We start from the raw sequence: 25,282 nt of genomic DNA, 5'->3' as shown, positions 1-25,282 counted from the left end.
GTCAGGCGCGTGTCCCGTTTTTTTATATTTGTATCTTCTTTATAAGTCCATTCGGGGTATGAAAACAATAGGTTGATCAACAACTTTTACAATAACTGCGCTTTCCGTTGCCCTTCAATGCCTTAACGGCCCTGAAATCCGCGGCATCGTCCCGTTATGCCGGGATGCGAATTCACACGCATAACGTGCGCATAACCCATTGTATAGATTAGGGAATATGACTTGCGATCTCGCCGGTCATGTCTGAAAGCAACGTGCTCATGGCCACAACGGTGCTTTCGATTGTGGCGTCGGCCGGTTTGCTGATCTTGTTATATTTTGCCGACTGAACAATGGCGCCGTCTTCGAAATGCACCAGTTTCCAGCGTGCCACCAGAACAACATTGCCATCGGCCTGGCGTTCGAACCGGTCAATATCAAGAACGATCTGCCACACCACCCCGTCACGGGATGTCCAGGGGAATGTTTCAAGCCGCGACGCGCGCCCGGTTCGATCAAGATTGTCCATCAGAACCCGGTTGATGTTTTCATCAAGCGGTTCAGCCCAGCGATGACCGGCATTGACTTCCAGCCGGTTGGCACTGCTGCGCGTGACAATCGTTGACCGGTCCAGGTGGCTTGGAATGGTCACCGGCCCGACACCGACAACCGGTGCCTGTGCGGAACGATCAGCCGTTTGCTGCATCATTGAAGACAGCAGGTAATAACGATCTGTTCCCGATTGCGATGCGCAGGCAACAAGCAGCGGTGCGACAAGCAACAACAGATATTTACGCATCTGCATCCGGATTATCTGTCGCATCATTCATCCTCCTTCGGGCCACTTTTTCCAAGGATCAGCGCACTTGGGTTCTGTTCAAGGAACTCGGTCAGATCCCGCAATGACCGTGCTGTGGCACTCAGCTCCTTAAGCGCTTGTTCCAGATTGTATCGCACAGGTGATGTCGGGGCCGTCACATCGCGCACCCCACCCAATGCCTCGCGCGCGGTATCAAGGGCGGTCTGGGTTGCGGGCAGAACGCTGGTATCAAGGTTGTTGACCAGACTGCTCACACCTGCCGCTGCCTGTTTAAGGTTGGTCATCGCATCACTTAGTGCTGGCGAAGTGACGATATTTTCCATGCCTTCAACCGTCCCCAAAAGACGAATGCCGATTTCCTCGAGCGGGAAGGTTTCGACCTTTTCAAGCAAGCTGGTCAGCGAATTGGCGATTTCGTCAAGTTTTTGCGGCAAGGTTGGCAATTCCGGATACGGCCCCTGCCCGTCGCCAAGATAACGGGCGGGCGAAACCGGGTTCATCGCCAGGTCAACAAACAGTTGCCCTGTGATAAAGCTTCCGGTTTTAAGACGGGCGCGCAAACCATTGGCGACAAGCGTTTCAATGGTTGCCTGCGGATCACGGGTACCAAGATCACCACCAACCAGTCGCACGCGTTCTGGCTCGATCGTGACCAGAACCGGAACCCGGAAAATATTGCGGTTCACAACATATTCCAGATCGACACTTTCGACCGTTCCGACCCGGATACCATTGAATTCAACCGGCGCCCCGCGCGACAGGCCACGCACCGAAGAATCGAAATAAAGGATATATTCCTGACTGTATCCCTGGGCCAGCAGCTCGGCCTTTTCCAAACTTGGATGCAGGCGAAAGACCGTATCGGCAGACGCCATATCATCATTCGTGCTGTCATTTGGCGTATAGAAATTGATCCCGCCGGCCAGAACAGAACGCACCGACTGCGCACGAACCGACAAGCCCCCGGAATTGAGATCAAGCGCAATACCACTTGAATCCCAGAAACGTGTATCGCGCTTGACCAGGGCATCAAACGGTTTGCGTACAAAGATCGGGATGGTCACACCGCTTGCATCCTCGGTCAGTTCAGTATCAAGAACTTCACCGACTTCTATACCGCGCAGCAGAACCGGCGTACCGGTCCCCAATGAGCCAAGCTCGTCAGCCTTGAGCACAAAGCGCGTTCCGTCTTCTTCGTCATGAATGATCTGTGGTTCTTCCTCGCCAACGAAATCGCGTTGTTTTTTGCCGGTCTTGTCGGGGACGACTTCGATATAGGCCCCCGACACAATGGTATCGAGACCGGTAATCCCGCGCACGGTCACCCGCGGTCGAACCACCCAGAAACGCGTTTTGTCGGTCAGATAGTCACCAAGGTCTGCATCCATGCGAATGGTCAGACGCACGTGATCAAGGTCTTCGGCAAGATCGATTTCGACCACCTGCCCGACATCAACATCGCGGTAGCGAACGGCAGTCTTTCCTGCGGCGATGCCTTCGGCCGATTCAAAGGTAACGGTGATTTCCGGCCCCTTTGACATGACATCGCGCCACAACAGCCAGCCCCCGATGATCAACGCCACCAACGGCACAAGCCAGACGATGGAAAAACGCCCCCATCCCTTTTTGACATCCGGCGATCCGGGTCGCGGATCTGATGAAGTCGAATGTTCGTCAATCATGACGGCGTCCCCTGTTTTTCAACTTGGTTCCGTTCAAAACCTGTATCGGATCGCGATTTCAGCGCCTTCAATTCCGCACGATCCCAAATCAGCCGCGGATCGAAGGCCATTGCTGATAACATGGTCAAAATAACCACACCACAAAATGCAACGGCGCCAAATCCGGGATGAACCGATGCGATATTGCCCAGCTTCACAAGCGCGGCCAAGATCGAAACCATAAATACATCAACCATCGACCATCGCCCGACCAGCTCTGTCACCCGGTAAATAAGGGTGCGTTCACGAAGCGGTCCGGCAAGACCAAGATAGGTTGCCAAATACACCCATCCCAGAAGCACGATCTTGACGATCGGCACCAGAATACTGGCGGTAAAGACCACAATGGCGATTGGCCATTCCCCGGCTGCTGTCAATGCCGCGACACCAGACAGAATGGTATCGGCTTCGGACCGGCCAAGATAGGTCACCTGCATGATCGGAAACACATTTGCCGGCACATAAAGGATCACCGCCGCCAGCAAAAGCGCCCAGGCACGTGACAGGCTTCTTGCCTTGCGCTGATGCACAACATCGCCGCAACGCGGGCATTTCGTTGGCCCATTTTCCTGTTCGATGACCACCATCGCGCAGGTATGGCAACTCAGCAACCCATGCTTTCTGGCAACCGCCCCCGATATTGGCATGGTGCTTTCGCGCAAATCATCCTGATCGAGATAGCGCAATGACGACGGGGCAATGCGCCGCCAGACCGCACGCGTATCAAGCGTCACATTCATCAACAGAACGGTCGGGATCAGACAGCAAATCGCAAAAAAGGCCGGGCCAGCAATCACCTGGGCAAAGTCGGTCAGCTTGGTCAATGCCACCAGCAACCCGATCAGAAAAACATCAAGCATCGACCATGGACGCACCACGGCAAGAACACGCCATACCCGTTTCATCCCGGGCCAACTGGTTCCTCGCCAGATCGGCAACAACACATAAATATGCGCCGCAATCAAAAGCAACGGTGCGATGATTGATGTCACGGCCACCATAAAGGCAAGGAACGGAAACCCTTCCTGCCAGAATGTTACCACCCCGCTTGCCAGTGTATTGGTTTCAACCCGGCCTTCCATGCCAAACGTCAAAACCGGAAAGGTGTTGGCGATTGCAAAAAGAATGAGTGCCGTCACCGCCAATGCCAGGGGTTTGTCGAACCGGTTTTGTTCCGCGGAATAAAGCGGTGAGCCACAACGCACACAACACGCCACACTGCCTGCCGGGATGTCTTCCTCGACATGGAGATAGTCGCAATGCTCACACGCAATCAATCGACGCGACATGGTTTTCCTGTTGAAACAAACCGTTATCCATGATGGCTCGTCCATCAAAGTAAGCGACACTTTTGACATGAAGTCAAACCGCATCGGTGTCGCCACGATCACATGATCCGTGAACAGACGTACCGAACACTATCCGCTATCTTGTTGTTATGTCGTAATTTTGGGCAAAAAACGGCGGGCTTGTGAAAGCACGATCTCATTGACCTGATCAAGCAAACGGCTTTGGATGGTTTTGTGGTGCCAATATAGCGGCCGGTCAATTTCAAACGGGCATGGACGGATCAGACGACCGGTTCGCAATGCTTCCTCTGCCTGATGCTGTTCAACAACGGCATAGGCAATACCCTGTTCCGCGACCGTGACAAAGCCTTGTGAACTCGGAATGGTGTGGGCCGGGAATTCGCCGGGATTCAAGCCGAAATATTGCTTAAGAAACTGGTTTTGCAGTTCGTCATGTTCGGAAAAATTGACGGCCGGACAGGATCGCAATGCATCTGCCGTCACGCCGTTTGCAAAATGGCGTGCATTGAATTCCGGCGAAACGACCATGACATAGCGCATCATCCCCAACGGACGCACCCGGCATCCCTGGATCGGTGTTGAACGCATATCAACCGCGCCAAGCACGGTGCCATCCTGAAGCGCGCTGTGATTAAGCGATTCATCCCCCACCTTCAAATGCACAAGAAGCCCAAGCTGATCAAACAGATATTTAGGGACATCGACAAACCAGGTTGCCAGACTGTCGGCATTGACCGCGAGCGCGACCTGACCATAGCCGCCATCACTTTGAATGTCGGGCATTTCATCAAGCAGTTCCTGTTCAAGCAACCGAACACTTTGATAATGCTGAAGCAATCTTTGCCCTGCGACCGTGGCGGCAATCGGCTTTGCCCGAATGATGACCGGCTGCCCCAAACGTTCCTCAAGAAGTTTGACGCGCTGAGACACAGCAGATTGTGTCAGCCCAAGATCACGGGCGGCCTTTTCAAAGCTGCCATGGCGGATGACTTCGGCGCTGGCCTGCAACAGTTTGTAATCAAGCATGCCTGACCCATAATTTTTTCTAATGGTGCTTAATCATAATTCGATTTTCTTATTTTGTGAAATTGATATCAGTGGGCCATCACTTCAAACAGGAACACCGACATGCTTTTGACTTACGCAACCGGATTTGGCCTTGGTGGCGGATTGATTATCGCGATTGGTGCCCAGAACGCATTTGTTTTGGGACAGGGATTGCGTCGTAACCATCCGTTGATGGTTGCGCTGGTCTGTGCGCTGTGTGATGCGATCCTGATTGCGGCGGGCGTGGCCGGGTTGGGAACACTTATTGCGGCCTACCCGCTCCTGACCAAAATTGCGGCCTGGGGCGGCGGTGCCTTTTTGATCTGGTACGGTATCGGCGCGTTTCGGCGGTTGTTTGAAACCGAAACGCTGTCAGATGACACCAGATCAAAGAAGGGCTGGAAGGCAGTACTTTCAACAACACTCGCCGTGACGCTTCTGAACCCGCATGTGTATCTTGATACTGTGGTGATGCTGGGCGGGATCGGCGGCCAATATCCGGCGGATGAACGGCTTGGCTTTGCCCTTGGTGCCATGAGTGCAAGTTTCGTCTGGTTCTTTTCGATCGCGCTTGGGGCTGCGTGGCTTGCCCCCTATGTCGCGCGCCCAATCACCTGGAAAATCGTCGATGCGATCACCTGTGCGGTGATGTGGCTTGTTGCCTATAGCCTGCTTGCACCGGAAATCCGCGCCATCCTTGCGTAACCGCGCGCCATTGGACCAGAAACCATTATTCTGGCCTCACTGGCCCATGGCATCCTTGAAATGGCGGCGGCATACTGGGACATATCGGTCATTGCCGCCGATTTCGACTTGCGCCCCTTCACGGACCGGATCGCCATTTTCATCGACACGCAGCACCATGCCGGCTTTACGACCGCAATGGCAGATGGTTTTGAGCTCATTAAGCTTGTCCGCCCAGGCCAGCAACCATTTGGACCCTTCGAACAACTGCCCTTGGAAATCGGTGCGGATGCCATAGCAAAGTACCGGAACACCGTGCTTGTCAGCGATATCGGAAAGTTGCCACACCTGTTCCTTGCTCAGGAACTGGGCCTCGTCAATCAGGACGCAATCGACCTTGCCCTTTTTCATTTCCCCAAGGATCAGCGCACACATATCGGTTTGGCCATCAAACAAAAGTGCCGGGGCTTCCAGACCGATGCGTGACGCAATCTTGCCCTCGCCAAAACGGTCGTCAAAGGCAACCGTTAGCAACAGCGTTTCCATACCCCGTTCGCGGTAATTGAAGCTTGCCTGAAGCAACGTGGTCGATTTGCCCGCATTCATGGACGAGTAATAGAAAAACAGATTGGCCATGGATCCCCCCGAAAGTCGTCAATGGGACATAGCCGATCAGGCACAATTGATCAATATGGCGATGATTGCGGCGTCATCCATTCCGTGAAATATCGATGTCACGCAATTCACGGCGCATGAATTCCAGCAATGCCTGGACTTTGGCGCTGCGCGTTACACCGGCCGGATAAACGGCATAAACCAGCAAATCAGGCAGAATACAGTCAGGAAGAATTCGGACCAGATCACCGCGCTCAATATCATCCTGAACATCACATTGCGGCACAACAGCCATGCCGTGCCCGCCCCGAAGGAACTGTAACCGCGCCGTGGCATTATCAACGCGGACATGACCGTTAACCCGGACTTTCTGTTCTGTACCCTTGCAAGTCATGGTCAGGGTTTCCGGGATGCGGCTATACATCACCCAATCATGCAGGGCGAAATCGTCAATCTTTTCCGGATGCCCCGCACGATCAAGATAGTCCGGGCTGGCGCAGACAATACGATGTGTTTGATAAAGCTTGAAGCTTTTGAGATCGGAACTTTTCAGCGGTCCTGACCGGATGCCGATATCCATGCCCATACCAATCAGATCAACAACATCGTCACTCAGATGCACATCAATTGCGACACTGGGATATGTCCGGCGGAACCGGTTCAAAATCGGAACGATCCGCAAATTGCCAAGATGCACCGAAGACGTGATTGAAATCTTGCCAACAGGTTCATCACGCAATTCCTCGACCCGTTTGCGGGCCGCTTCGGCCTCCAACATGATGGTGCGACAACTGTCGTAATAGCGTTCACCGGCATCCGTGATGCTGAATGTGCGAGTACTTCGGCGCAACAACGGCACGCCAAGTTTGGCTTCAAGCTGGCGGATCTGATGTGAAATGGCCGCGCGACTAAGCCCCATCTTGCGCGCAGCGGCGGAAAACCCGCCCTCCTCGACCACGCGCGCAAAGATCATCATTGCTCTGACTTCATCAAGTGCCGACATTTCATGTGCTCAATTAATTTGACAATCTGTTCAATAATTCACGCTTACGCAAATTTTGTCAGCCAGTTACGATCATGGCAAATGAAATCAGCGCATGGAGGATTTGATGCGTATTTTGATGATTACGACCTCGCACGACCGCATGGGTGATACCGGCCACAAGACCGGTATCTGGCTTGAAGAACTTGCAGCCCCCTATTTCCGTTTTCTCGATGCCGGTGCGGAAATCACCCTGGCATCGCCCAAAGGCGGCAAGCCGCCACTTGACCCCAACAGTCTGGTTCCAGATGCCCTGACCGAGGCGACCGAACGCTTTGAAAAAGATGCGGCCGCCAAACAGGCCTTTGAAAACACCGTCACGCTTGACGGCCTTAAGGCAGATGATTTTGACGCATTGTTTTATCCGGGTGGGCATGGCCCGCTTTGGGATCTTGCAACCGATGCAAAATCAATTGCCCTGATCGAAGCATTTGTCGCACAGAACAAACCGGTCGCCGCTGTTTGCCACGGTCCTGCTGCGTTGGTGAATGCCAAAACAGCTGATGGCAAGCCGCTTGTTGCGGGCAAACGTGTCACCGGCTTTACCAATGACGAAGAAAAGGCTGTCGGCCTTGAAAAGGTGGTTCCGCTGTCGATTGAAGACGAATTCAAGAAGCATGGCGGCACCTATGAACGTGGTGAAATGTGGGCGCCATTTGCTGTGGTTGACGGCAAACTTGTGACCGGACAGAACCCGGCATCAAGCGACGCAACCGCAGACGAAGTTATCAAACTTTTGTCCGCATAAAACTGCTTGACCTTCCATCTACTGGAACCTTCATACTGCAGGCATAGATACCGGTTTTATGGAGTATTCAAATGGTAAAACTGAAGGTCGAAAAAATGAGCTGTGGCCACTGCGCCAATGCAGTGACCGCAGCCGCCACCAAGGTCAGCGGCGTTGAAAGCGCAGAGGTTGATCTGGAATCTGGTGAAATTGCCGTTTCCGGAACCGCGGATGTCAACGCCCTGATCGCAGCGATCACCGATGCAGGTTATCCCGCGTCCGTGACCAGCTGATCAATACCATCAACGTTCGTGTCTCCCCCCACCCGAACGTCAAGGCCGCCTGTATAATCATGATACAGGCGGCTTTTTTATTTACTCATCGCCAACCGGCCCGATAACCGCGGGCATGGATGATGCATTTTGCCGCACGGACCAATGCCCGCCCCTGGCAGCATTATCACCAGCAGCATTACCATCATGAGCGCACCGCGACGGGCCCCGGCATTCCTCATACAAAAAAAGCCGCCCGATCAGGGCGGCTTTTTCAATGGTCTGATGATTAATCAGCCAAGGATCTTGTCACGCAGCAGCTTGTTGACCATGCCCGGGTTGGCTTTGCCGCCGGTGGCCTTCATGACCTGACCAACGAACCAGCCCAGCATGCGGTCTTTGCCGTCACGAATTTCCTGTACCTTGTCGGGGTTGGCTGCGATGACTTCGTCAATCGCCCCTTCGATGGCACCGGTATCGGTGATCTGTTTCAGACCTTTTTCCTCGACGATCTTTTCTGGATCATCACCGGTTTCAATCATGATTTCAAAGACATCCTTGGCGATACGGCCCGAAATGGTGTCATTGGAAATCAGATCGATCAGCTTGCCAAGGTTTTCAGCCGAAACCGGGCTGTCCGCGATGCCGACTTCTGCCTTGTTCAGCGCGCCAAACAGGTTGGTGATCACCCAGTTCGCAGCCAGTTTGCCATCACGGCCCTTGGCGACGATTTCGTAGTAATCAGCCTTTTCCTTTTCCGCAACGAGAACACCGGCATCATATGCCGACAGGCCGTTTTCACGCATGAAGCGGGCTTTTTTCTCGTCCGGGAGTTCCGGCAGTTCTTTTTCGATTTCCGAGATGAAAGCATCATCGAAGACAAGCGGCAGCAGATCCGGATCCGGGAAATAGCGATAATCATGTGCCATTTCCTTGGAACGCATCGAACGGGTTTCACCCAGACGCTGATCATACAGGCGGGTTTCCTGAACGATTTCACCGCCGGCTTCCAGAACTTCGACCTGGCGTTTGGCTTCGATCTCGATCGCCTGCATCACGAAACGGATGGAGTTGACGTTTTTGATCTCGCAACGAGTGCCGAACGGCTCGCCCGGACGACGGACCGAAACGTTGGCATCGCAACGCATCGAACCTTCGTTCATGTTGCCGTCACACGTACCAAGATACCGCACAATCGCACGCAGCTTGGTCAGGTATGCACCAGCTTCTTCCGGGGTTCGGATATCTGGCATGGACACGATTTCCATCAGCGCCACGCCCGAACGGTTCAGGTCGATATGCGAATATTTCGGGTCCTGATCATGCATTGACTTGCCGGCATCCTGTTCAAGATGCAGACGTTCGATGCCAACCGACTTGGTCGAACCATCGGGCATATCAAGAATGATCGTGCCTTCGCCGACAATCGGTTTGTCAAACTGCGAAATCTGATAGCCCTGCGGCAAATCGGCATAGAAATAGTTTTTGCGGGCAAAAACGCTTTCCTTGTTGATCTTGGCCTTAAGACCCAGACCGGTTTTGACTGCCTGGCGCACGCACTGGGCATTAACCACCGGAAGCATGCCCGGCATCGCCGCGTCAACAAGGCTGACATTGGTGTTCGGTTCGTTCCCGAACTTGGTTGATGCACCGGAAAACAGTTTGGACTCGGAAATCACCTGACAGTGAACTTCCAGACCGACAACGATTTCCCACGGGCCGGTCGAACCTTCGATCACATAGCTCATGGATTAACCCTCCAGCCCGGACGGTTTTGCGGTGAAGTTGGCGGCACTTTCAAGCACACCACCGACACGCAGAACGGTTTCTTCATCAAACGGCTTGCCAATCAGCTGCAGGCCAAGCGGAAGTCCTTCGGACGACAGACCGGTCGGAAGCGACAGGCCCGGAAGACCAGCAAGGCTTGCCGGAACGGTGAAGACGTCGTTCAGATACATCTTGACCGGATCGCCTTCGTTTTCACCGATGGCGAACGCGGCCGACGGTGCGGTCGGTGCCAGAATGGTGTCAACCGTGCCAAAGGCATTGGCGAAGTCTTCGTAAATGCGACGACGGACTTTAAGCGCCTTGTTGTAATAGGCGTCATAGTAGCCAGCCGACAGCACATAGGTGCCGATCATGATGCGGCGCTGGACTTCCTTGCCGAAACCGGCTGCGCGCGACTTCATATACATGTCATCAAGGCTGTCGCCTTCGTCCATGACACGCTGGCCATAACGCAGACCGTCATAACGGGCGAGGTTCGAAGATGCTTCTGCCGGGGCGACGATATAATAGGTGCCAAGCGCATATTTGGTGTGCGGCAGGGTCACATCGACCACTTCGGCACCCGCATCGCGCAGCATGGCAACACCATCGTCCCACAGCTTGCTGATTTCTTCGGGCATGCCATCAACACGGTATTCTTTTGGAATACCGATTTTCATGCCGCGAATGTCACCCGTCAGGGCAGCTTCGAAATCAGGAACCGCCATTGGCGCAGACGTGCTGTCCTTGGCATCGTGACCGGCCATCGAACCCAGCATGATTGCCGCGTCACGAACGGTTTTGGTCATCGGGCCGGCCTGATCAAGCGAACTTGCAAAGGCAACAATACCCCAGCGCGAGCAACGGCCATAGGTCGGCTTCAAGCCGACAATACCGCAATAGGATGCCGGCTGGCGGATCGAACCACCGGTGTCGGTACCGGTTGCCGCAAGCGCCATGTTGGCAGCAACAGCAGCCGCAGAACCGCCTGACGAACCACCGGGAACCAGATCCTTGCCGTCCTTGCCCTTCCACGGGTTGATTGCATTGCCGTAATAGGAAGACGTATTTGACGACCCCATGGCAAATTCATCAAGGTTGGCCTTGCCCAGCATCACCGCGCCATTTTCAAACAGCTTGCTGGTGACCGTGGATTCATATTCCGGTTTGAACCCTTCGAGGATATGCGACGCCGCCGTGGTCTGAACACCTTCGGTGCAGAACAGATCCTTGACCGCAATCGGCAGGCCTTCCATTTTGCCAGCTTCGCCCTTGGCGCGCTTGGCATCGGATGCCTTGGCCATTTCGATGGCCTTTTCCGGGGTTTCGGTGATGTAAGCGTTCAGATTGCGATGTGCTTCCATCGATTTCAGGTGCGCTTCGGTCAGTTCGACCGAGGTATATTCACCCTTTGCAAGCCCGTCGCGGGCTTCTGCAAGTGTCAGCTTTGTCAGATCAGTCATTATTCAACCACCTTGGGCACAACAAAACAGCCAGCATCGGTCATCGGTGCATTCGACAGCACTTTTTGCTGGATGTTGCCATCGGTGACTTCATCCTTGCGCAGCGGCAGGGTAAGATCGGCAACCGAGGTCAGCGGTTCGCAACCCTCGACATCAACTTCTTGCAGTTCCTCGACGAAATCGAGGATACGGGTCAAATCTCCCGCCAGTTCGGACAGGCCTTCTTCGGACACGTTGATACGTGACAGATAGGCAATACGGCGAACTGTTTCCTTATCCAAAGACGACATGGATGAAAGTCTCTCTTAAGGAATGACAAAAAACCCGGCAGATACGAAATCCGCCAGAACTTGAATTACAGCGCGGAAACTAGCACCCCGCCGCCCCTATCGCAAGGGCCGCAAACGGCCTAAATGCGCGACATCGGCGATCATTGTTCATCCGGGCGCGATCTGGCGATAAAAATGCCCGCAAGCAGTGCCAAATGACGTTACAATCAGGCATGTCTGAATTGCATTGCCATCGCGGCAATTCGGCTGGTGTTTTCCAATCAACACGCCTATAAGGTCGCCATGATTTGCAATGATACTCAGGAATTGCTGCGGTTCTTACCACCAGCAGCGCGCGTTTTGGGCCTGGACCTTGGCACCAAAACCATTGGCGTGGCCCTTTCAGATGTCGGGCTGCAGATCGCTTCACCTTATGAGCTGATCTCGCGGAAGAAATTCACCCGCGATATCGCACAGCTGTCATCGATCATCGACAAGCAGAATGTCGGCGGCATCATCATCGGCTTCCCGCGTGAACTTGACGGTTCGATCGGCAAGGCATGCCACCGTGTCTATGCCTTTGTCGACGAGATGGAAAAATACATCGACCTTCCGGTTCTGATGTGGGACGAACGTCTTTCGACCAATGCGGTTGAACGTATCCTGATCGAAGAAGTCGACATGACCCGTAAACGTCGTGCGGAAGTCGTCGATAAAACGGCGGCAGCCTATATTCTTCAGGGCGCGCTGGACCATCTTAACCGTCACACCGATCCCGGCGAAAATGCCGAACCCGATGAAGACGCGTTCGATGAAGACGAAGACTGATTTAAGATCGGTCACACAACAAGATCAAAAAGCTGCCAGGTTCGCCCGGCAGCTTTTTTTGTACGTCATTTCGACTTGATGACGACCATCACGCCAAAGAACTTCGATGGCGGCAGGATAATCTGGCCTTTTTTCTGAACCGCGCCAAGTGACAGTGCGGCTTCGGAAATCCGGGACAGATCATCGACAATCAATTCGAACCCGGCGAAACCGTCCGTCGGAAAATCGGTATCATCAAAACCGTATTTGGCAATCAGCTCGTCACTGTGAAGGGCGTCGACCAAATGATCGATCCCGATGGCCTCGTAAAAATCGCGCACGGCGTCCGCCGCCCAGTGACTAAGCACGACCTTGCCGATCGCCTTGGCACCGTTGGGATGGGATTGATATTCCGGGAAATAGAAATTCTGTGGCGGATGGCGATGCTGGCAAACAAATGACACCGCATGGCGGAGCAACGGATGGTTGGCAAAGGCCAGTGAAAAGGCAACGCCCACCGTATCGCCCGACGGGGTTAACGCATCGCGTTCAAAATGAAAGACCGACGGCACAGCTGCCCCGGCCGCAATGAATTCCTCACGATCCTTTTCGGCATCGCGCGACTGAAGGGCAAGCATTGACATGCCCTGGCGATGGCGCAGATAATCACGGTTATAGATCGGAAATGAAAACGGCACAGACAGATCGGTTTCGGTAATCTTGTCCGGATCAACAACAGCAAGCAGTTCGATATACATGCCGTCAAGCTGGATCAGCGCATTGCCCGTTCCAAACGGATGGGTTGCACGCGGCGTTACTTTAAATCCAAGCTGGGAATAAGCAGCAATTGCCGCTTCAAGATCATTCACACACAGAACAAGATGATCAATCGCGCGCGACATGGCGTCCCCTCGTGGCATTGGTGGCGGTCCGGACAGCTTTAGATTGAATTCAGTTTATCGCTGCCGCACTCTTATAGATGTGCTGACTATCACATTATGCTTTGGCAACAAAGAACAACTCCCATTTAGCTGAATTAAAGTCAGCTGGCGCGCGGCACAATTCAATCGCTTGCAGTGATTACATTTTTGTCCGACAACATACGGGGTCACCCGGCGCGTCGCGCCAAAGCATGGCCTGTGCTTTTCGTTCAAAAGGTCCGTTCATGATCGCCATTCTTTCCGCCCTGCTGCCGACATTCGCCCTGATTGTTCTGGGCTATGGCCTGCGTCAACGTCAGTTCCTGCCTGACGCATTCTGGCCCGGTGCGGAAAAGCTGACCTATTTCGTGACGTTCCCGGCCCTGCTGTTTTCCAACACTGCCAAGGCCGATCTCGGCAGCTTGCCGTTACTGGGAATTGCCAGTGCGATGCTGGGAACTGTTGCGATTTGCACCATCCTGATCATGGTTCTGAAACCGGTTCTGAAGGTCAGTCCCGCGGCATTTTCATCACTGGTTCAGGGGGCGATCCGCCCCAACACCTATATCGGGCTTGCTGTTGCGGCCGCCCTTTTGGGAACGGCTGGACTGACGGTAACCGCACTTTGTGTCGCGCTGGTTGTTCCGACGGTCAATGTCATATCGGTTCTGGCCTGTGCGCATTGGGGGGAAAATGACCGCAAACCGGGTTTGCTGTCGCTGCTTCGTGATGTTGCAAAGAACCCGCTTCTGGTCGCCTGCGTTCTGGGCAGCCTGTTTAATGTTGCCGGAATTGGCCTGCCCCCGGTGATTGGCCCGTTTCTTGAAGTTCTTGGCCGCTCGGCCCTGCCCATCGGGTTGCTTGCTGTCGGGGCCGGACTTGATCTCAAGGCTGCGCGCAATGCCGGTTTTCCGGTCGGCATTTCGACCATTGGCAAACTGGTTGCCAGCCCGGCCATTGCAGCCGGACTTTGTCTGGCGCTCGGGTTGCCGGGGATCGAAAGCGCGGCTGTGGTGTTTTATGCCGCCCTTCCCTGTTCAGCCAGTGCCTATGTCCTGGCGCGCCTGATGGGCGGTGATGCACAGATGATGGCCAGTATCATCACGGTCCACACCCTTGCCGCGATCATCACCATGCCGATCATTGCCGTTCTCATGCATGTGGTTTGATCCGGCGATCATGAAAATCCCCCGGAAAACCTGACCGGACGGTCAGGTTTTCCGCATGAAATCACACCATTCTTTGGAATATTTACCTTTTCGTCACACGGGCAATTCGTTATGCTCCGCGCGAAATTTTTTCCAGACCATCCAAGGGAAATGTGCAACGCCATGAGCGTCATGGGACCAGCGGCGGATCACTATCCGCACCCACACCTCCTCGGTATCGAGGGTCTCACCCCCGGGGAAATCACCCTTATTCTTGATCGGGCACAGCATTACGCGGAAAAGAACCGTTCTGCTGACAAGACCAGCAATATTCTGGCCGGTGCCACGGTTGTAAATCTGTTTTACGAAAACTCCACCCGTACATTGACGTCATTCGAACTTGCCGCCAAACGGCTTGGTGCGGATGTAATCAACATGACGGTGGGCACCAGTTCGGTCAAAAAGGGTGAAACCCTGATTGACACCGCCATGACGCTCAATGCGATGAACCCGGATGCCCTTGTGGTTCGCCATGCCGATAGTGGCGCGGTCAAGTTGCTGAGTGAAAAGGTCAATTGTGCAGTTCTCAATGCCGGGGATGGTCGCCATGAACACCCGACACAGGCCCTGCTTGATGCCCTGACCATCCGCCGTCACAAGGGGCGCTTGCACCGTCTGAATGTCGCGATCTGCGGTGATATCGCCCATTCGCGCGTGGCCCGTTCAAACATCCTGCTTCTCAATACCATGGGATCGCGGGTACGGCTTGTAGCCCCGCCGACCCTGATCCCGTCAAAGATCGATCGCATGGGTGTCGAGATTTTCCACGACATGGAAGAAGGTTTGAAAGACTGCGACATCGTCATGATGCTGCGTCTTCAGCTTGAACGCATGGAAGGAAGCTTTATCCCGTCCGTCCGCGAATATTTCCATTTCCATGGCCTTGATCGCGCCAAGCTTGCCAATGCCAAACCCGACGCCCTGATCATGCATCCCGGCCCGATGAACCGTGGAGTGGAAATCGACAGCGAAGTCGCCGATGACGTCGAACGATCGGTCATTCGTGAACAGGTCGAAATGGGTGTTGCCGTTCGCATGGCAGCACTGGAATTGCTTGTCCAGAACCACAGAAAGATGGGAGGTCAGGCATGAGCCCCGCCATTCGCGCCAAAGGCGCAGGTAAAAAGGCCTTTATCAATGCCCGTCTGATCGACCCGGTCGCACAGACCGATGGCATGGGCGGCCTTCTAATCCAGGATGACACGATTGCCAAAGCCGGCGCGGAAGTCACCAAGGACACCGTGCCTGAAGGATTTGAAATCATTGACCTTGGCGGTGCTTGCCTTGCCCCGGGTCTGGTGGACATGCGTGCCCAGCTGCGTGAACCGGGTTTCGAGCATCAGGAAACCATCGAAACCGCTGGCAAATCTGCGGCCATTGGCGGGGTGACCACAATCATCGCCCTGCCCAATACCGATCCGGTCATTGATGATGTTGCAGGTGTCGAATTCATTGCACGACGCGCGCGCAAGGTCGGCCTGGCCAAGGTGTTTGTCTATGGTGCGGTTTCCAAGGGCATCGAAGGCAAGGAAATCACCGAGATGGGCCTTCTGCATCAGGCAGGTGCAGTCGCGTTCTGTGATGGTGTCAAAACAATCGCCAGTGCCCGCCTGCTGCGCCAGGCACTTTCATATTCCACCTTCTTTGACGGCATGATCGTCCAGCATCCGGAAGAGCCGGAATTGTCCAAGGGCGCATCAATGAACAGTGGCGAACTTGCCACCCGTCTGGGTCTTTCGGGGGTATCGCCGCTGGCCGAAGTCATGCAGATCGAACGTGATTTGCGTTTGGCGGAAATGACCGGCGGGCGGCTTCATTTTGCCCATATCTCGACCGGGGAGTCGGTTGAGGTCATTCGCAAGGCCAAGAAACGCGGCCTGAAAGTAACCTGCGATACGGCACCGCCCTATTTCGCCTTGAACGAGAATTCGGTGTCCGATTACCGGACATTTGCCAAATTGTCCCCGCCCCTGCGATCAGAAGATGACCGTCAGGCGATCGTGGCCGGTCTGGCAGATGGCACCATTGACGCCATTGCATCCGATCACAATCCGCAAGATGCTGACTCAAAGCGCCTGCCTTTCGCACAGGCGGCGGCGGGTGCAGTTGGTTTTGAAACGCTTCTGCCCATTTCGCTTGAACTTTATCACAATGGCCATATGTCGTTGCTTGATGTCATCACCAAACTGACGCGCGTTCCGGCGGATCTTGTCCGCATCAAGGGTGCCGGAACCCTGGCCGAGGGAACGGCGGCGGATCTGGTGGTGTTTGATCCGGATCGTCCGTGGAAAATCGATCCGTATCAGTTCCATTCGAAATCAAAGAACTCACCTTTTGACGGTCGCCTGACACAGGGCCGCGTTTTGCGGACCCTGATTGATGGCCGCGAAGTTTTCACGGAAGGCTCCTGATATGGAACAGGCACTCGATGAAGGCTACAAAGCCATGTTGATGTCCCTGCAAATTGCGACGGTTTGCGGCTATTTGCTTGGCTCGATCCCGTTCGGTCTGGTTTTGACCCGGATGGCCGGCCTTGGTGATATCCGCAAGATCGGTTCGGGCAATATCGGTGCAACCAACGTGCTTCGCACCGGGCGCAAGGGACTGGCGTTCCTGACCCTGATCGGGGATGCGGGCAAAGGCGCGTTTGCAGCCCTGCTCTTTACCCATCTTTCGGGCGTTGAACAGGGTATCTTTGCCGGTGGTGCTGCGGTTATCGGCCACATGTTCCCGATCTGGCTGCGCTTCAAGGGCGGTAAAGGCGTTGCAACGACGCTTGGCACCCTTGCGGCTGTTAACTGGATAATGGGTCTGTGTGCTGCTTTGACGTGGCTTGTCATGGCGCTGATTTTCCGCATTTCGTCCCTGTCGGCATTGATTGCAATGATCGCCGCCCCGCTTGCCGCCTTCTTCATCGCCAATGATCAGGGTGCCGGATGGCTTGGGGTATTTCTGGCTGTGATTGTCTGGGCAGCACATCACGCCAATATCGGTCGTCTGCTTCGGGGTGAAGAACCCAAGATTGGACAGAAAAAGAAAGAAGCAGAACAAGATAGCCAGACGGTCTGATCCCGTTCCTTTCTTTTGAATAACTTGACGAAACAACGCCCGGATGATCACAATCCGGGCGTTATGCATTTTAGCGATCAACAACCGGCACGATTGGCACAATCCGAACGCCTTGCCCGTATGCGGCTTGCGCGCAGCACCAATATTGGCCCGGTGACATTTCGCAAATTGCTTGAACGGTTCGGGTCTGCACGCAATGCCATCGATGCACTGCCAGACATTGGCCGTCATTCCGGAACTGTTCGCAAAATAACCCTTGCCAGTCGTGATGACACGGTTGCCGAAATCGAACTGGCAAAACAAAGTCACGCAAAACCGGTGATTTTTGGCGACCCGGAATATCCCGCCCTTTTGGCCCGCATTGAAGATGCCCCGCCCTATTTTTATGCCATCGGTCGCCTGGAACTTTTGGCGCAATCTGCAATCGGGATTGTTGGTGCGCGCAATGCATCTGCCAATGGGTGCGGTTTTGCGCGTAAAATAAGTCACGAACTGGTATCGGCCGGCTATGTCGTGGCATCGGGAATGGCACGCGGCATTGACGGGGCGGCGCACGAGGCCGCACTCAATGCTGCCCGAACCACGGGTGGCAAAACGGGCGGCGGTACAATTGCGGTCCTTGGCGGGGGTGTTGATGTCATTTATCCGCGCGAACATCGCGCGCTTTATGAACAGCTTTGTCAGGATGGTCTGGTGATATCGGAAATGCCGCCGGGCCTTAAACCGCAAGCACGCCATTTCCCGCGGCGCAACCGGATCATATCGGGCCTCGCACACGGAACCGTTGTCATAGAGGCCGGGCGCAATTCCGGATCGCTGATTACCGCGCGCTTTGCCGCCGATCAGGGGCGCGATGTTTTTGCGGTTCCCGGTTCACCGACCGACCCGCGGGCGGCCGGACCAAACAGTCTGATCCGGGATGGTGCAATTTTATGCGACTCTGCGGATGTGATTCTTGATGCCGTGAGGTCGGCAGAAAAAAACACACAGCTTTTTGAAAGTTTTCATCAATTCAACACAGACGGTCGCAACAGTGAGCCCGATCACATACAGGGCACGTATGATGACATTATCAGATCCCTTGAACATGACGCCGAATTTTCCGGCGCAAAACAGGGGCATCAGGACATTGCAAACACGCAGGAAACCGCGACGCATACCAATGGCGGAACCGATATTGATGACAATGACAAAGTGATTGATTTGCTGTCGACTTCGCCCCTTCTGATTGACGAACTTATCCGCACGTCAAAGCTGTCGGCAAACCGGGTTTCAACAATTTTGATTGAACTCGAACTTGCAGGAAGGGTTGAACGTCACCCCGGAAATAGGGTATCGCGTATCGCCAAATGAGAGTCGCGTCGGATTTCGGCGTGACAAATATTGTTGTGATTTGCCGCAATTTGCGCAATCTGATTTGAAATACAGACACACTATATATATGTGCGTCTCGCATTCGGGTTAATTGAAGCACAACATAAATATCGCCTTCGGGCGCAAGAACCGGACACGAAAAACGTAATGAATCTTGTCATCGTCGAATCCCCGGCCAAAGCCAAGACGATCAACAAATATCTCGGTGATGATTATAAGGTGCTGGCCTCTTTCGGTCACATCCGCGATCTGCCGTCCAAGGACGGATCAGTCGATACCGACAATGATTTTTCGATGGTCTGGGAAACGGATGGACGATCGGAAAAACAGATCCGCGAGATTGCCGCAGCGGCCCGTGACTCCGACACCATCTATCTCGCGACTGACCCGGATCGCGAAGGGGAAGCGATTTCGTGGCATATTCTTGAAGTTCTCGAGCAGAAAAAATTGCTCCGCGGGCGTGATGTGCACCGCGTCGTGTTTCACGAGATCACCAAGAAGGCCGTCACGGACGCCATCGCCAATCCGCGTGAACTCAATCAGGAACTGGTTGATGCCTATCTGGCGCGTCGTGCACTTGATTATCTTGTGGGCTTCAACCTGTCGCCGGTTCTGTGGCGCAAACTTCCGGGTTCGCGTTCGGCTGGCCGTGTGCAGTCGGTTGCCCTGCGTCTGATTTGCGAACGTGAAATCGAGATCGAGGCCTTCAAACCCGACGAATACTGGTCGCTTGAGGCCGGATTTGCCGTTCCGGAAGGCAACTTTACCGCACGGCTGACGCATCTGAACGGCGAAAAGCTTGATAAACTGGCGCTTGGCAACGAAGACGCCGCCAAGATCGCCAAGGAAAAGGTCGAAAGCAGAAGCTACGCGGTCTCCAAGGTTGAGCGCAAGGACGTCAAACGTCGTCCGCAGCCGCCTTTCACCACATCGACCCTGCAACAGGAAGCATCGCGTAAGCTTGGCTTTGGGGCAAAACGCACCATGCAGCTTGCCCAGCGCCTGTATGAAGGGGTTGATATCGGCGGTGAAACTGTTGGTCTGATCACCTATATGCGTACCGATGCCGTGGTTCTTTCGCAGGAAGCACTGGCTGCTGCACGCCGCCTTATTGGCAAGGATTACGGGGATGCCTACCTTCCGGCCAGTGCGCGCAGCTTTGCCAACAAGGCAAAGAACGCACAGGAAGCCCACGAAGCAGTACGTCCGACCGATCTGTTCCGCCGCCCCGATCAGGTGGCGCGCCACCTTGATAAGGACCAGCTGGCACTTTACACCCTGATCTGGAAACGTACCGTTGCCTGCCAGATGGAAGATGCCCGCTTTGATCAGGTTGCTGTTGACCTGTCATCGAATGATAATCACGTTGTTCTGCGTGCCAACGGCTCGGTTGTGAAATTTGACGGCTTCCTGAAACTGTATCAGGAAGGCAAGGATGACGAGGCCGAGGACGAAAATGATCGTCGTCTGCCGCCGCTCAAGGAAGGTCAGAAACCCAACCTTGGCAAAGTCAGCATCGACCAGCACTTCACCCAGCCCCCGCCCCGCTATACCGAGGCGAGCCTGGTCAAGAAGATGGAAGAACTTGGCATCGGCCGTCCGTCGACCTATGCATCGATCATTTCGGTTCTTCAGGATCGCAACTATGTGTTGCTTGAACGGCGCCGCTTTGTCGCACAGGACCGTGGTCGCCTTGTCACTGCGTTTCTGTCGAAGTTCTTTGAACGCTATGTTCAGTACAACTTCACCGCCGATCTTGAAAACCAGCTTGATGAAATCTCGACCGGCAACCTTGCCTGGAAAGAAGTGCTTCGTGACTTCTGGAAATCATTCAAAGGCAATGTCGACGAGGCCAAGGAACTGAAAATCACCGATGTGCTTGATGCGCTTCAGGTGATGCTTGAAAATTATCTGTTCCCGCCGCGTGAAGACGGCACCGATCCGCATAAATGCCCGAAATGTTCTGATGGCACCCTAAGCTTGAAGCTGGGCAAGTTCGGTGCATTCCTGGGATGCTCGAACTATCCGGACTGCAACTTCACCCGGCCACTGGTTGCCAATGAAAATGGCAATGATTCCGAACTTGATGCCGGACCCAAGGTTCTGGGCATCGACAAGGAAACCGGCAAGGAAATCACCCTGCGCAAAGGCCCGTACGGGGTTTATGTTCAGCTTGGTGAAGAAGAAGAAGTCGAAGGCAAGAACGGCAAACCCAAAAAGGTCAAACCGAAACGTACCTCCCTTCCCAAGGGGCTGGAACCATCGGTCGTCGACCTGACCAAGGCCGAAGAGCTTCTGACACTTCCGCGCGTGGTTGGGATTTACCCCGATACCGGCGAGGAAATGAAAGCCAATATCGGACGTTTTGGTCCCTATGTTCAGGCCGGCAGCATCTTTGCGTCTCTTAAGGCCGATGATGACGTGCTGACCATTGGTGAAAACCGGGCCATCGCCCTGATCGCGGACAAGCGCGAAAAAGCCGGCAAGGAAATCGGCAAACATCCCGATGACAACGAACCGATCTTTGTCGCAGTTGGTCGTTGGGGTCCGTTTGTGAAACACAAAAAGACCATCGCCAATATCCGCGATGTTGAACGCGATGACATCACCCTTGAGATGGCGATAAAGGCCATCAAGGAAAAGGAAGCCAAGTCGGGCAAAACATCAAAAGCCGCGACCAAGAAAACGGCAACCAAAACCGCGACGGCAAAGAAAAAAGCCCCCGCGAAAAAGAAAACGGCTGCAAAGAAAACCGCAGCAAAGAAGACAACCACGAAAAAGGCGGCGGCAGATTAATCTGCCGCTTTCCTTTTCAGTGGAAATTAAGTGAAAGGACGCCGCGAAGTTGGCGAACGATACAGAATACAAAAAACACTTCCCGACCCGGGAAGAAATCATCGAATTCATCGATATGAGCCCCACCCCGGTGGGCAAGCGCGAAATTGCGCGCGCCTTTAACATCAAGGGTGCAGCGAAGATCGAGCTTAAAAAGATCCTAAAGGAACTGAAAATCGGCGGCGATGTCGTCAAGGGACGCAGACGGTTTGACAAACCCGACCGTCTGCCCCCGGTCGAGGTGCTTGAAATTACCGGCATCGACGATGATGGCGAGGTTCTGGCCAAGCCGAATGTCTGGAAACACGACTACGAACCGCCCCAGATTGTCGTCAAATCGATCCGCCGCGGCGGGCCAAGCGCGCCTGGCATCGGTGACAAGATTCTGGCCAAGCTGCGCTATACCGGCAAGCAAACCTACGAAGCCAGCATCATGCGGGTCCTTGGAAGCGGCCCACAGCGCGTTTTGGGACTTTACCGCCCCAATGAACGCGAAGGCCGTGTTGTGCCCACGGATCGCAAGGATAGCGGCGAAATCGCAGTGCCGCTTGATGATCATCCCGATCTTGAGGCCGGATCGCTGGTTTTGACGGAAATCCTGCCGGGCAAGCATTTCGGATTGCGCAAGGGCCGGATCACCGAGGTTCTTGGCAATATCAACGAACCCAAATCGATCAGCCTTGTGTCGATCCATGCGCGTGGCATTCCGTTTGAATTCCCGCCGGAAGTCGAACTTCAGGCACGGGAATCAAAGGCCACGCCGCTTGGCAAACGCACCGACCTTCGCGATATCCCGCTGGTGACCATTGATGGTGCGGACGCACGTGATTTCGATGATGCCGTCTGGGCCGAAGCCGACCCCGATCCTGCCAATGAAGGCGGCTGGCACATCATGGTCGCGATTGCCGACGTGTCCTGGTATGTGCGCCCGGGCGACGCCCTTGACCGCGAAGCGGTGAAACGCGGCAACAGTTGCTATTTCCCGGACCGCGTTGTTCCGATGTTGCCGTTTGAACTGTCAAACGGCTGGTGTTCGCTGGTTCCCCATGAAGATCGCGGCTGTATGGCGGTCGAGATGTGGCTCGACAAGCACGGGCACAAGCTGCGTCACAAGTTCTGTCGCGGCATGATGCGTTCTGCGGCGCGCCTGACCTATGATCAGGTGCAGCGCGCCATGGATGGTCAGCCCGATGACACCACAGGGCCACTGGTCGACACGATCATCAAGCCGCTTTATGGCGCTTTCCACGCCTTCCTCGAAGCGCGTAAAAAACGTGGTGTTCTGGAACTTGATGTTCCCGAACGCAAGATTGAGCTGAATGATCAGGGCCAGATCGTCGCAATTGCCCCGCGTGCGCGCTTTGACAGCCACAAGCTGATCGAAGAATTCATGATTGCTGCCAACGTGTGTGCAGCCGAGGAACTTGAACGCATCAAGCAGCCCTGCATGTATCGTATCCACGATGCCCCGAGCGAGGAAAAGCTTGAAGCCCTGCGCGAATTCCTTGAAGGGGCCGGGTATCAGCTGAACAAGGCATCGGTTCTGCGTCCGCGGGACTTTAACCGCATTCTGGAACTGGCCAAGGACAGGCCCGAGGCAGAGCTGATCAACACGGTCGTTCTGCGCAGCCAGTCACAGGCTATGTATAGCCCCGATAATATCGGGCACTTTGGCCTGGCATTGAAGAAATATGCCCATTTCACATCACCGATCCGCCGTTATGCCGACCTTCTGGTCCACCGTGCGCTGATTGCCGGTTTGAAGCTGGGTGAAGGCGGCCTTCCGCCTGAAGATGGTGAACGGTTCGAGCAGATCGGCGAAGACATTTCCGGCACCGAACGACGGGCGGCAATGGCCGAACGCGATGCGGTCGACCGGTATGTCGCGGCCTATATGTCTGACAAGGTTGGCGCCGAATTCCCGGGCAAGATTTCCGGGGTCACGCATTTTGGTCTGTTCATTTCGCTCAATGAAACCGGGGCAGACGGCTTGGTGCCGATTTCCACCCTGCCCGATGACTATTACATCCATGATGCCGCAAGCCACGCACTGGTCGGGCAAAATCGCGGCAAGAAGTTCCAGTTGGGTGATAGCGTTGTGGTCCGCATCGCCGATGCCGATGCCGCAACCGGGTCACTGGCATTGCGACTGGCTGAACATGCCGACATCACCGCCCGCGATCTGGTCGAACGGCCACGTGGGCGCAAAGGCCAGGGAAAACGTAGGGGCAGCAGCCCCGGGGACCGCAGCCACCGTCATGGCAGCAAACCCGGCTTCCGTTCCGGCCCGCGCGATGGCAAGGGCCCTGGTGGCACGTCTGCGACCAAGTCAAAGGGCAAAAAGAAAACGACGCCCAAAAAGCAACGCAAGCTGGTCGCGTCAAACCGCGTCACCCGCAACACTGCCAAACGCGACGACAAGTCGTAATACCCCCCCCGTGAACAAACACGCAAACAAACAAAGGGCGGCCATCTGGCCGCCCTTTGTGCAATCAAAACAATAAATTATGCCAGTTACATCATGGTCGCGATGAATTTCGCCAGATGCTCGGATGTCTGTTTGCCACGATTATTGATGATCGCGACATTGCCCGGCAACCCGTCCAGATCAGGATGCGATGCATCAAAACTTGTCAGAAGGCCCAGTTTTTTATCCGCCAGCGTCTTCATCGCCGCCAAGGCCCGGATCAGTTCAATGCCGCTCAGCCCGTCAAGAACAGCTGCGGTAATGATCGCATCGGGATGGGACTGAACAACTGTTTCAAAGGCCTCGACAGCGGTGCGCGCGGTGATGGTGCGGAACCCCTGTTCGCGCAATTCGCGCTGCAGAAAATGGGCCTGAACAGCCGTTGCGGTCACAAGCAGGATTTCCTTGTCCTGCGCCGATCCGTTGTGGGATTTTTCGGCCTTTTCATCACTTTTTACCGTGCGGGTCGGCAAAGAACGCAGGATGCGGGTTTCTTCCTCGGCCTGCGGATTGGTGCCGCTTTCGATGATTTCGCGAATCCAGCTGGTGAAATCGACCAGGGATGCGGCTTCCAGATCATCGATTTTGGTCAGCTCGGCGATGTAATCTTCCATGCGATGGGCAATTGCGCCAACAAGGGGAAACCCGAATGATCCGGCCAAACCCTTGACGGTGTGGGCTTCGCGGCGAATTTCCGCAATCCCCGGCCCCGCTTCATCCATCCCGCCGGCGATACGATCAATCGTTGTTTCAATCCGGTCAACACGTTCAATTGTGTCCTCAATGAAGTCCTGTTTCAGACTGGCAACGATATCGTCCGCATTTCCCATTGGGCACTCCTTTAGCAGGTATTCAATTATGCTTTACAATCGCAAAGTCGCCCATA

22 protein-coding genes are annotated in these 25,282 nt (G+C 54.6%); 11 read left to right on the top strand and 11 right to left on the bottom strand.

Translation table 11 applies throughout. From position 1 onward, the window contains the following. Positions 1–208: 208 nt before the first annotated feature. The 4 genes from CU041_RS05910 to CU041_RS05895 form a co-directional block, all read right to left on the bottom strand. Positions 209–805, bottom strand: a complete 597-nt coding sequence (locus tag CU041_RS05910) for a PqiC family protein (protein WP_101246125.1) — start codon at positions 803–805, stop codon at positions 209–211. Beyond that, the gene (locus CU041_RS05905) at positions 802–2,481 is read right to left on the bottom strand and encodes a PqiB family protein (RefSeq protein ID WP_068519395.1); all 1,680 of its coding nucleotides are present in this window, start codon (positions 2,479–2,481) and stop codon (positions 802–804) included. The genes CU041_RS05910 and CU041_RS05905 overlap by 4 nt, the downstream gene beginning before the upstream one ends. Next, positions 2,478–3,809, bottom strand: coding sequence for a paraquat-inducible protein A (locus tag CU041_RS05900; RefSeq protein WP_101246124.1), 1,332 nt, complete (start codon positions 3,807–3,809; stop codon positions 2,478–2,480). Before CU041_RS05900 ends, CU041_RS05905 begins: the two co-directional genes overlap by 4 nt. A gap of 147 nt (positions 3,810–3,956) precedes the next feature. After that, positions 3,957–4,856, bottom strand: a complete 900-nt coding sequence (locus CU041_RS05895; RefSeq protein WP_101246123.1) for a LysR family transcriptional regulator ArgP — start codon at positions 4,854–4,856, stop codon at positions 3,957–3,959. 102 nt (positions 4,857–4,958) lie between these two features. On the opposite strand from CU041_RS05895, the gene CU041_RS05890 reads away from it, so the two are divergent. Next, positions 4,959–5,582, top strand: a complete 624-nt coding sequence (locus tag CU041_RS05890) for a LysE/ArgO family amino acid transporter (protein ID WP_101246122.1) — start codon at positions 4,959–4,961, stop codon at positions 5,580–5,582. 36 nt (positions 5,583–5,618) lie between these two features. Here CU041_RS05890 and CU041_RS05885 read toward each other — a convergent pair whose 3' ends face one another. Both CU041_RS05885 and CU041_RS05880 read right to left on the bottom strand, forming a co-directional pair. Beyond that, on the bottom strand, positions 5,619–6,197 hold the full coding sequence (locus CU041_RS05885) for a thymidine kinase (protein ID WP_068519391.1): 579 nt from the start codon (positions 6,195–6,197) through the stop codon (positions 5,619–5,621). Between the two features lie 73 nt (positions 6,198–6,270). Continuing rightward, entirely contained in the window at positions 6,271–7,179 is a 909-nt protein-coding gene (locus CU041_RS05880; protein WP_101246121.1) for a LysR family transcriptional regulator, read from the bottom strand. A 106-nt stretch (positions 7,180–7,285) separates the two neighbouring features. Here CU041_RS05880 and CU041_RS05875 point away from each other — a divergent pair, with 106 nt between their 5' ends. Together CU041_RS05875 and CU041_RS05870 are read left to right on the top strand one after the other, a co-directional pair. After that, positions 7,286–7,966: a type 1 glutamine amidotransferase domain-containing protein gene (locus CU041_RS05875; RefSeq protein ID WP_101246442.1), complete on the top strand. Its 681-nt coding sequence runs from the start codon at positions 7,286–7,288 to the stop codon at positions 7,964–7,966. Between the two features lie 71 nt (positions 7,967–8,037). Next, complete coding sequence (locus tag CU041_RS05870) at positions 8,038–8,238, top strand: heavy-metal-associated domain-containing protein (RefSeq protein WP_101246120.1); 201 nt, start codon at positions 8,038–8,040, stop codon at positions 8,236–8,238. A 272-nt stretch (positions 8,239–8,510) separates the two neighbouring features. Here CU041_RS05870 and gatB read toward each other — a convergent pair whose 3' ends face one another. Genes gatB through gatC form a run of 3 tightly spaced genes read right to left on the bottom strand, consistent with a single transcriptional unit; the run spans position 8,511 to position 11,737 of the window. Further along, on the bottom strand, positions 8,511–9,965 hold the full coding sequence (gatB, locus tag CU041_RS05865; RefSeq protein WP_101246119.1) for an Asp-tRNA(Asn)/Glu-tRNA(Gln) amidotransferase subunit GatB: 1,455 nt from the start codon (positions 9,963–9,965) through the stop codon (positions 8,511–8,513). A 3-nt stretch (positions 9,966–9,968) separates the two neighbouring features. After that, entirely contained in the window at positions 9,969–11,447 is a 1,479-nt protein-coding gene (gene gatA, locus CU041_RS05860) for an Asp-tRNA(Asn)/Glu-tRNA(Gln) amidotransferase subunit GatA (RefSeq protein WP_068519387.1), read from the bottom strand. Then, positions 11,447–11,737, bottom strand: a complete 291-nt coding sequence (gatC, locus tag CU041_RS05855; RefSeq protein WP_008890773.1) for an Asp-tRNA(Asn)/Glu-tRNA(Gln) amidotransferase subunit GatC — start codon at positions 11,735–11,737, stop codon at positions 11,447–11,449. The genes gatA and gatC overlap by 1 nt, the downstream gene beginning before the upstream one ends. A gap of 282 nt (positions 11,738–12,019) precedes the next feature. On the opposite strand from gatC, the gene ruvX reads away from it, so the two are divergent. Then, positions 12,020–12,544, top strand: a complete 525-nt coding sequence (ruvX, locus tag CU041_RS05850; protein ID WP_068519423.1) for a Holliday junction resolvase RuvX — start codon at positions 12,020–12,022, stop codon at positions 12,542–12,544. A gap of 65 nt (positions 12,545–12,609) precedes the next feature. On the opposite strand, the gene CU041_RS05845 is transcribed toward ruvX, so the two are convergent. Continuing rightward, complete coding sequence (locus tag CU041_RS05845; RefSeq protein ID WP_233433024.1) at positions 12,610–13,443, bottom strand: VOC family protein; 834 nt, start codon at positions 13,441–13,443, stop codon at positions 12,610–12,612. A 245-nt stretch (positions 13,444–13,688) separates the two neighbouring features. Here CU041_RS05845 and CU041_RS05840 point away from each other — a divergent pair, with 245 nt between their 5' ends. From CU041_RS05840 to rnr, 7 genes are all read left to right on the top strand, one after another. Next, entirely contained in the window at positions 13,689–14,612 is a 924-nt protein-coding gene (locus CU041_RS05840; protein ID WP_101246118.1) for an AEC family transporter, read from the top strand. Positions 14,613–14,783: 171 nt separating this feature from the next. Further along, the gene (locus CU041_RS05835) at positions 14,784–15,743 is read left to right on the top strand and encodes an aspartate carbamoyltransferase catalytic subunit (RefSeq protein WP_101246441.1); all 960 of its coding nucleotides are present in this window, start codon (positions 14,784–14,786) and stop codon (positions 15,741–15,743) included. Further along, complete coding sequence (locus CU041_RS05830) at positions 15,740–17,062, top strand: dihydroorotase (protein ID WP_101246117.1); 1,323 nt, start codon at positions 15,740–15,742, stop codon at positions 17,060–17,062. Before CU041_RS05835 ends, CU041_RS05830 begins: the two co-directional genes overlap by 4 nt. Before the next feature lies 1 nt (position 17,063). Then, complete coding sequence (gene plsY / locus CU041_RS05825; protein ID WP_369813523.1) at positions 17,064–17,720, top strand: glycerol-3-phosphate 1-O-acyltransferase PlsY; 657 nt, start codon at positions 17,064–17,066, stop codon at positions 17,718–17,720. Positions 17,721–17,783: 63 nt separating this feature from the next. Then, positions 17,784–19,073 carry a DNA-processing protein DprA gene (dprA, locus tag CU041_RS05820; protein ID WP_233433023.1) on the top strand — a complete coding sequence of 430 codons (1,290 nt, stop codon included), beginning with the start codon at positions 17,784–17,786 and terminating at the stop codon, positions 19,071–19,073. A 168-nt stretch (positions 19,074–19,241) separates the two neighbouring features. Then, positions 19,242–21,890: a type I DNA topoisomerase gene (gene topA, locus CU041_RS05815; protein WP_068519382.1), complete on the top strand. Its 2,649-nt coding sequence runs from the start codon at positions 19,242–19,244 to the stop codon at positions 21,888–21,890. 49 nt (positions 21,891–21,939) lie between these two features. Beyond that, the gene (gene rnr, locus CU041_RS05810; RefSeq protein WP_101246116.1) at positions 21,940–24,357 is read left to right on the top strand and encodes a ribonuclease R; all 2,418 of its coding nucleotides are present in this window, start codon (positions 21,940–21,942) and stop codon (positions 24,355–24,357) included. An 86-nt stretch (positions 24,358–24,443) separates the two neighbouring features. Here rnr and CU041_RS05805 read toward each other — a convergent pair whose 3' ends face one another. Continuing rightward, positions 24,444–25,226, bottom strand: a complete 783-nt coding sequence (locus tag CU041_RS05805) for an Hpt domain-containing protein (RefSeq protein ID WP_068519380.1) — start codon at positions 25,224–25,226, stop codon at positions 24,444–24,446. Positions 25,227–25,282: the final 56 nt, after the last annotated feature.

This window comes from Thalassospira povalilytica (genome assembly GCF_002844235.1).
Lineage (GTDB): Bacteria > Pseudomonadota > Alphaproteobacteria > Rhodospirillales > Thalassospiraceae > Thalassospira > Thalassospira povalilytica.
The sequence above is the reverse complement of the archived record's forward strand: the minus strand, read 5'-3'. Positions and strand labels throughout refer to the sequence as shown.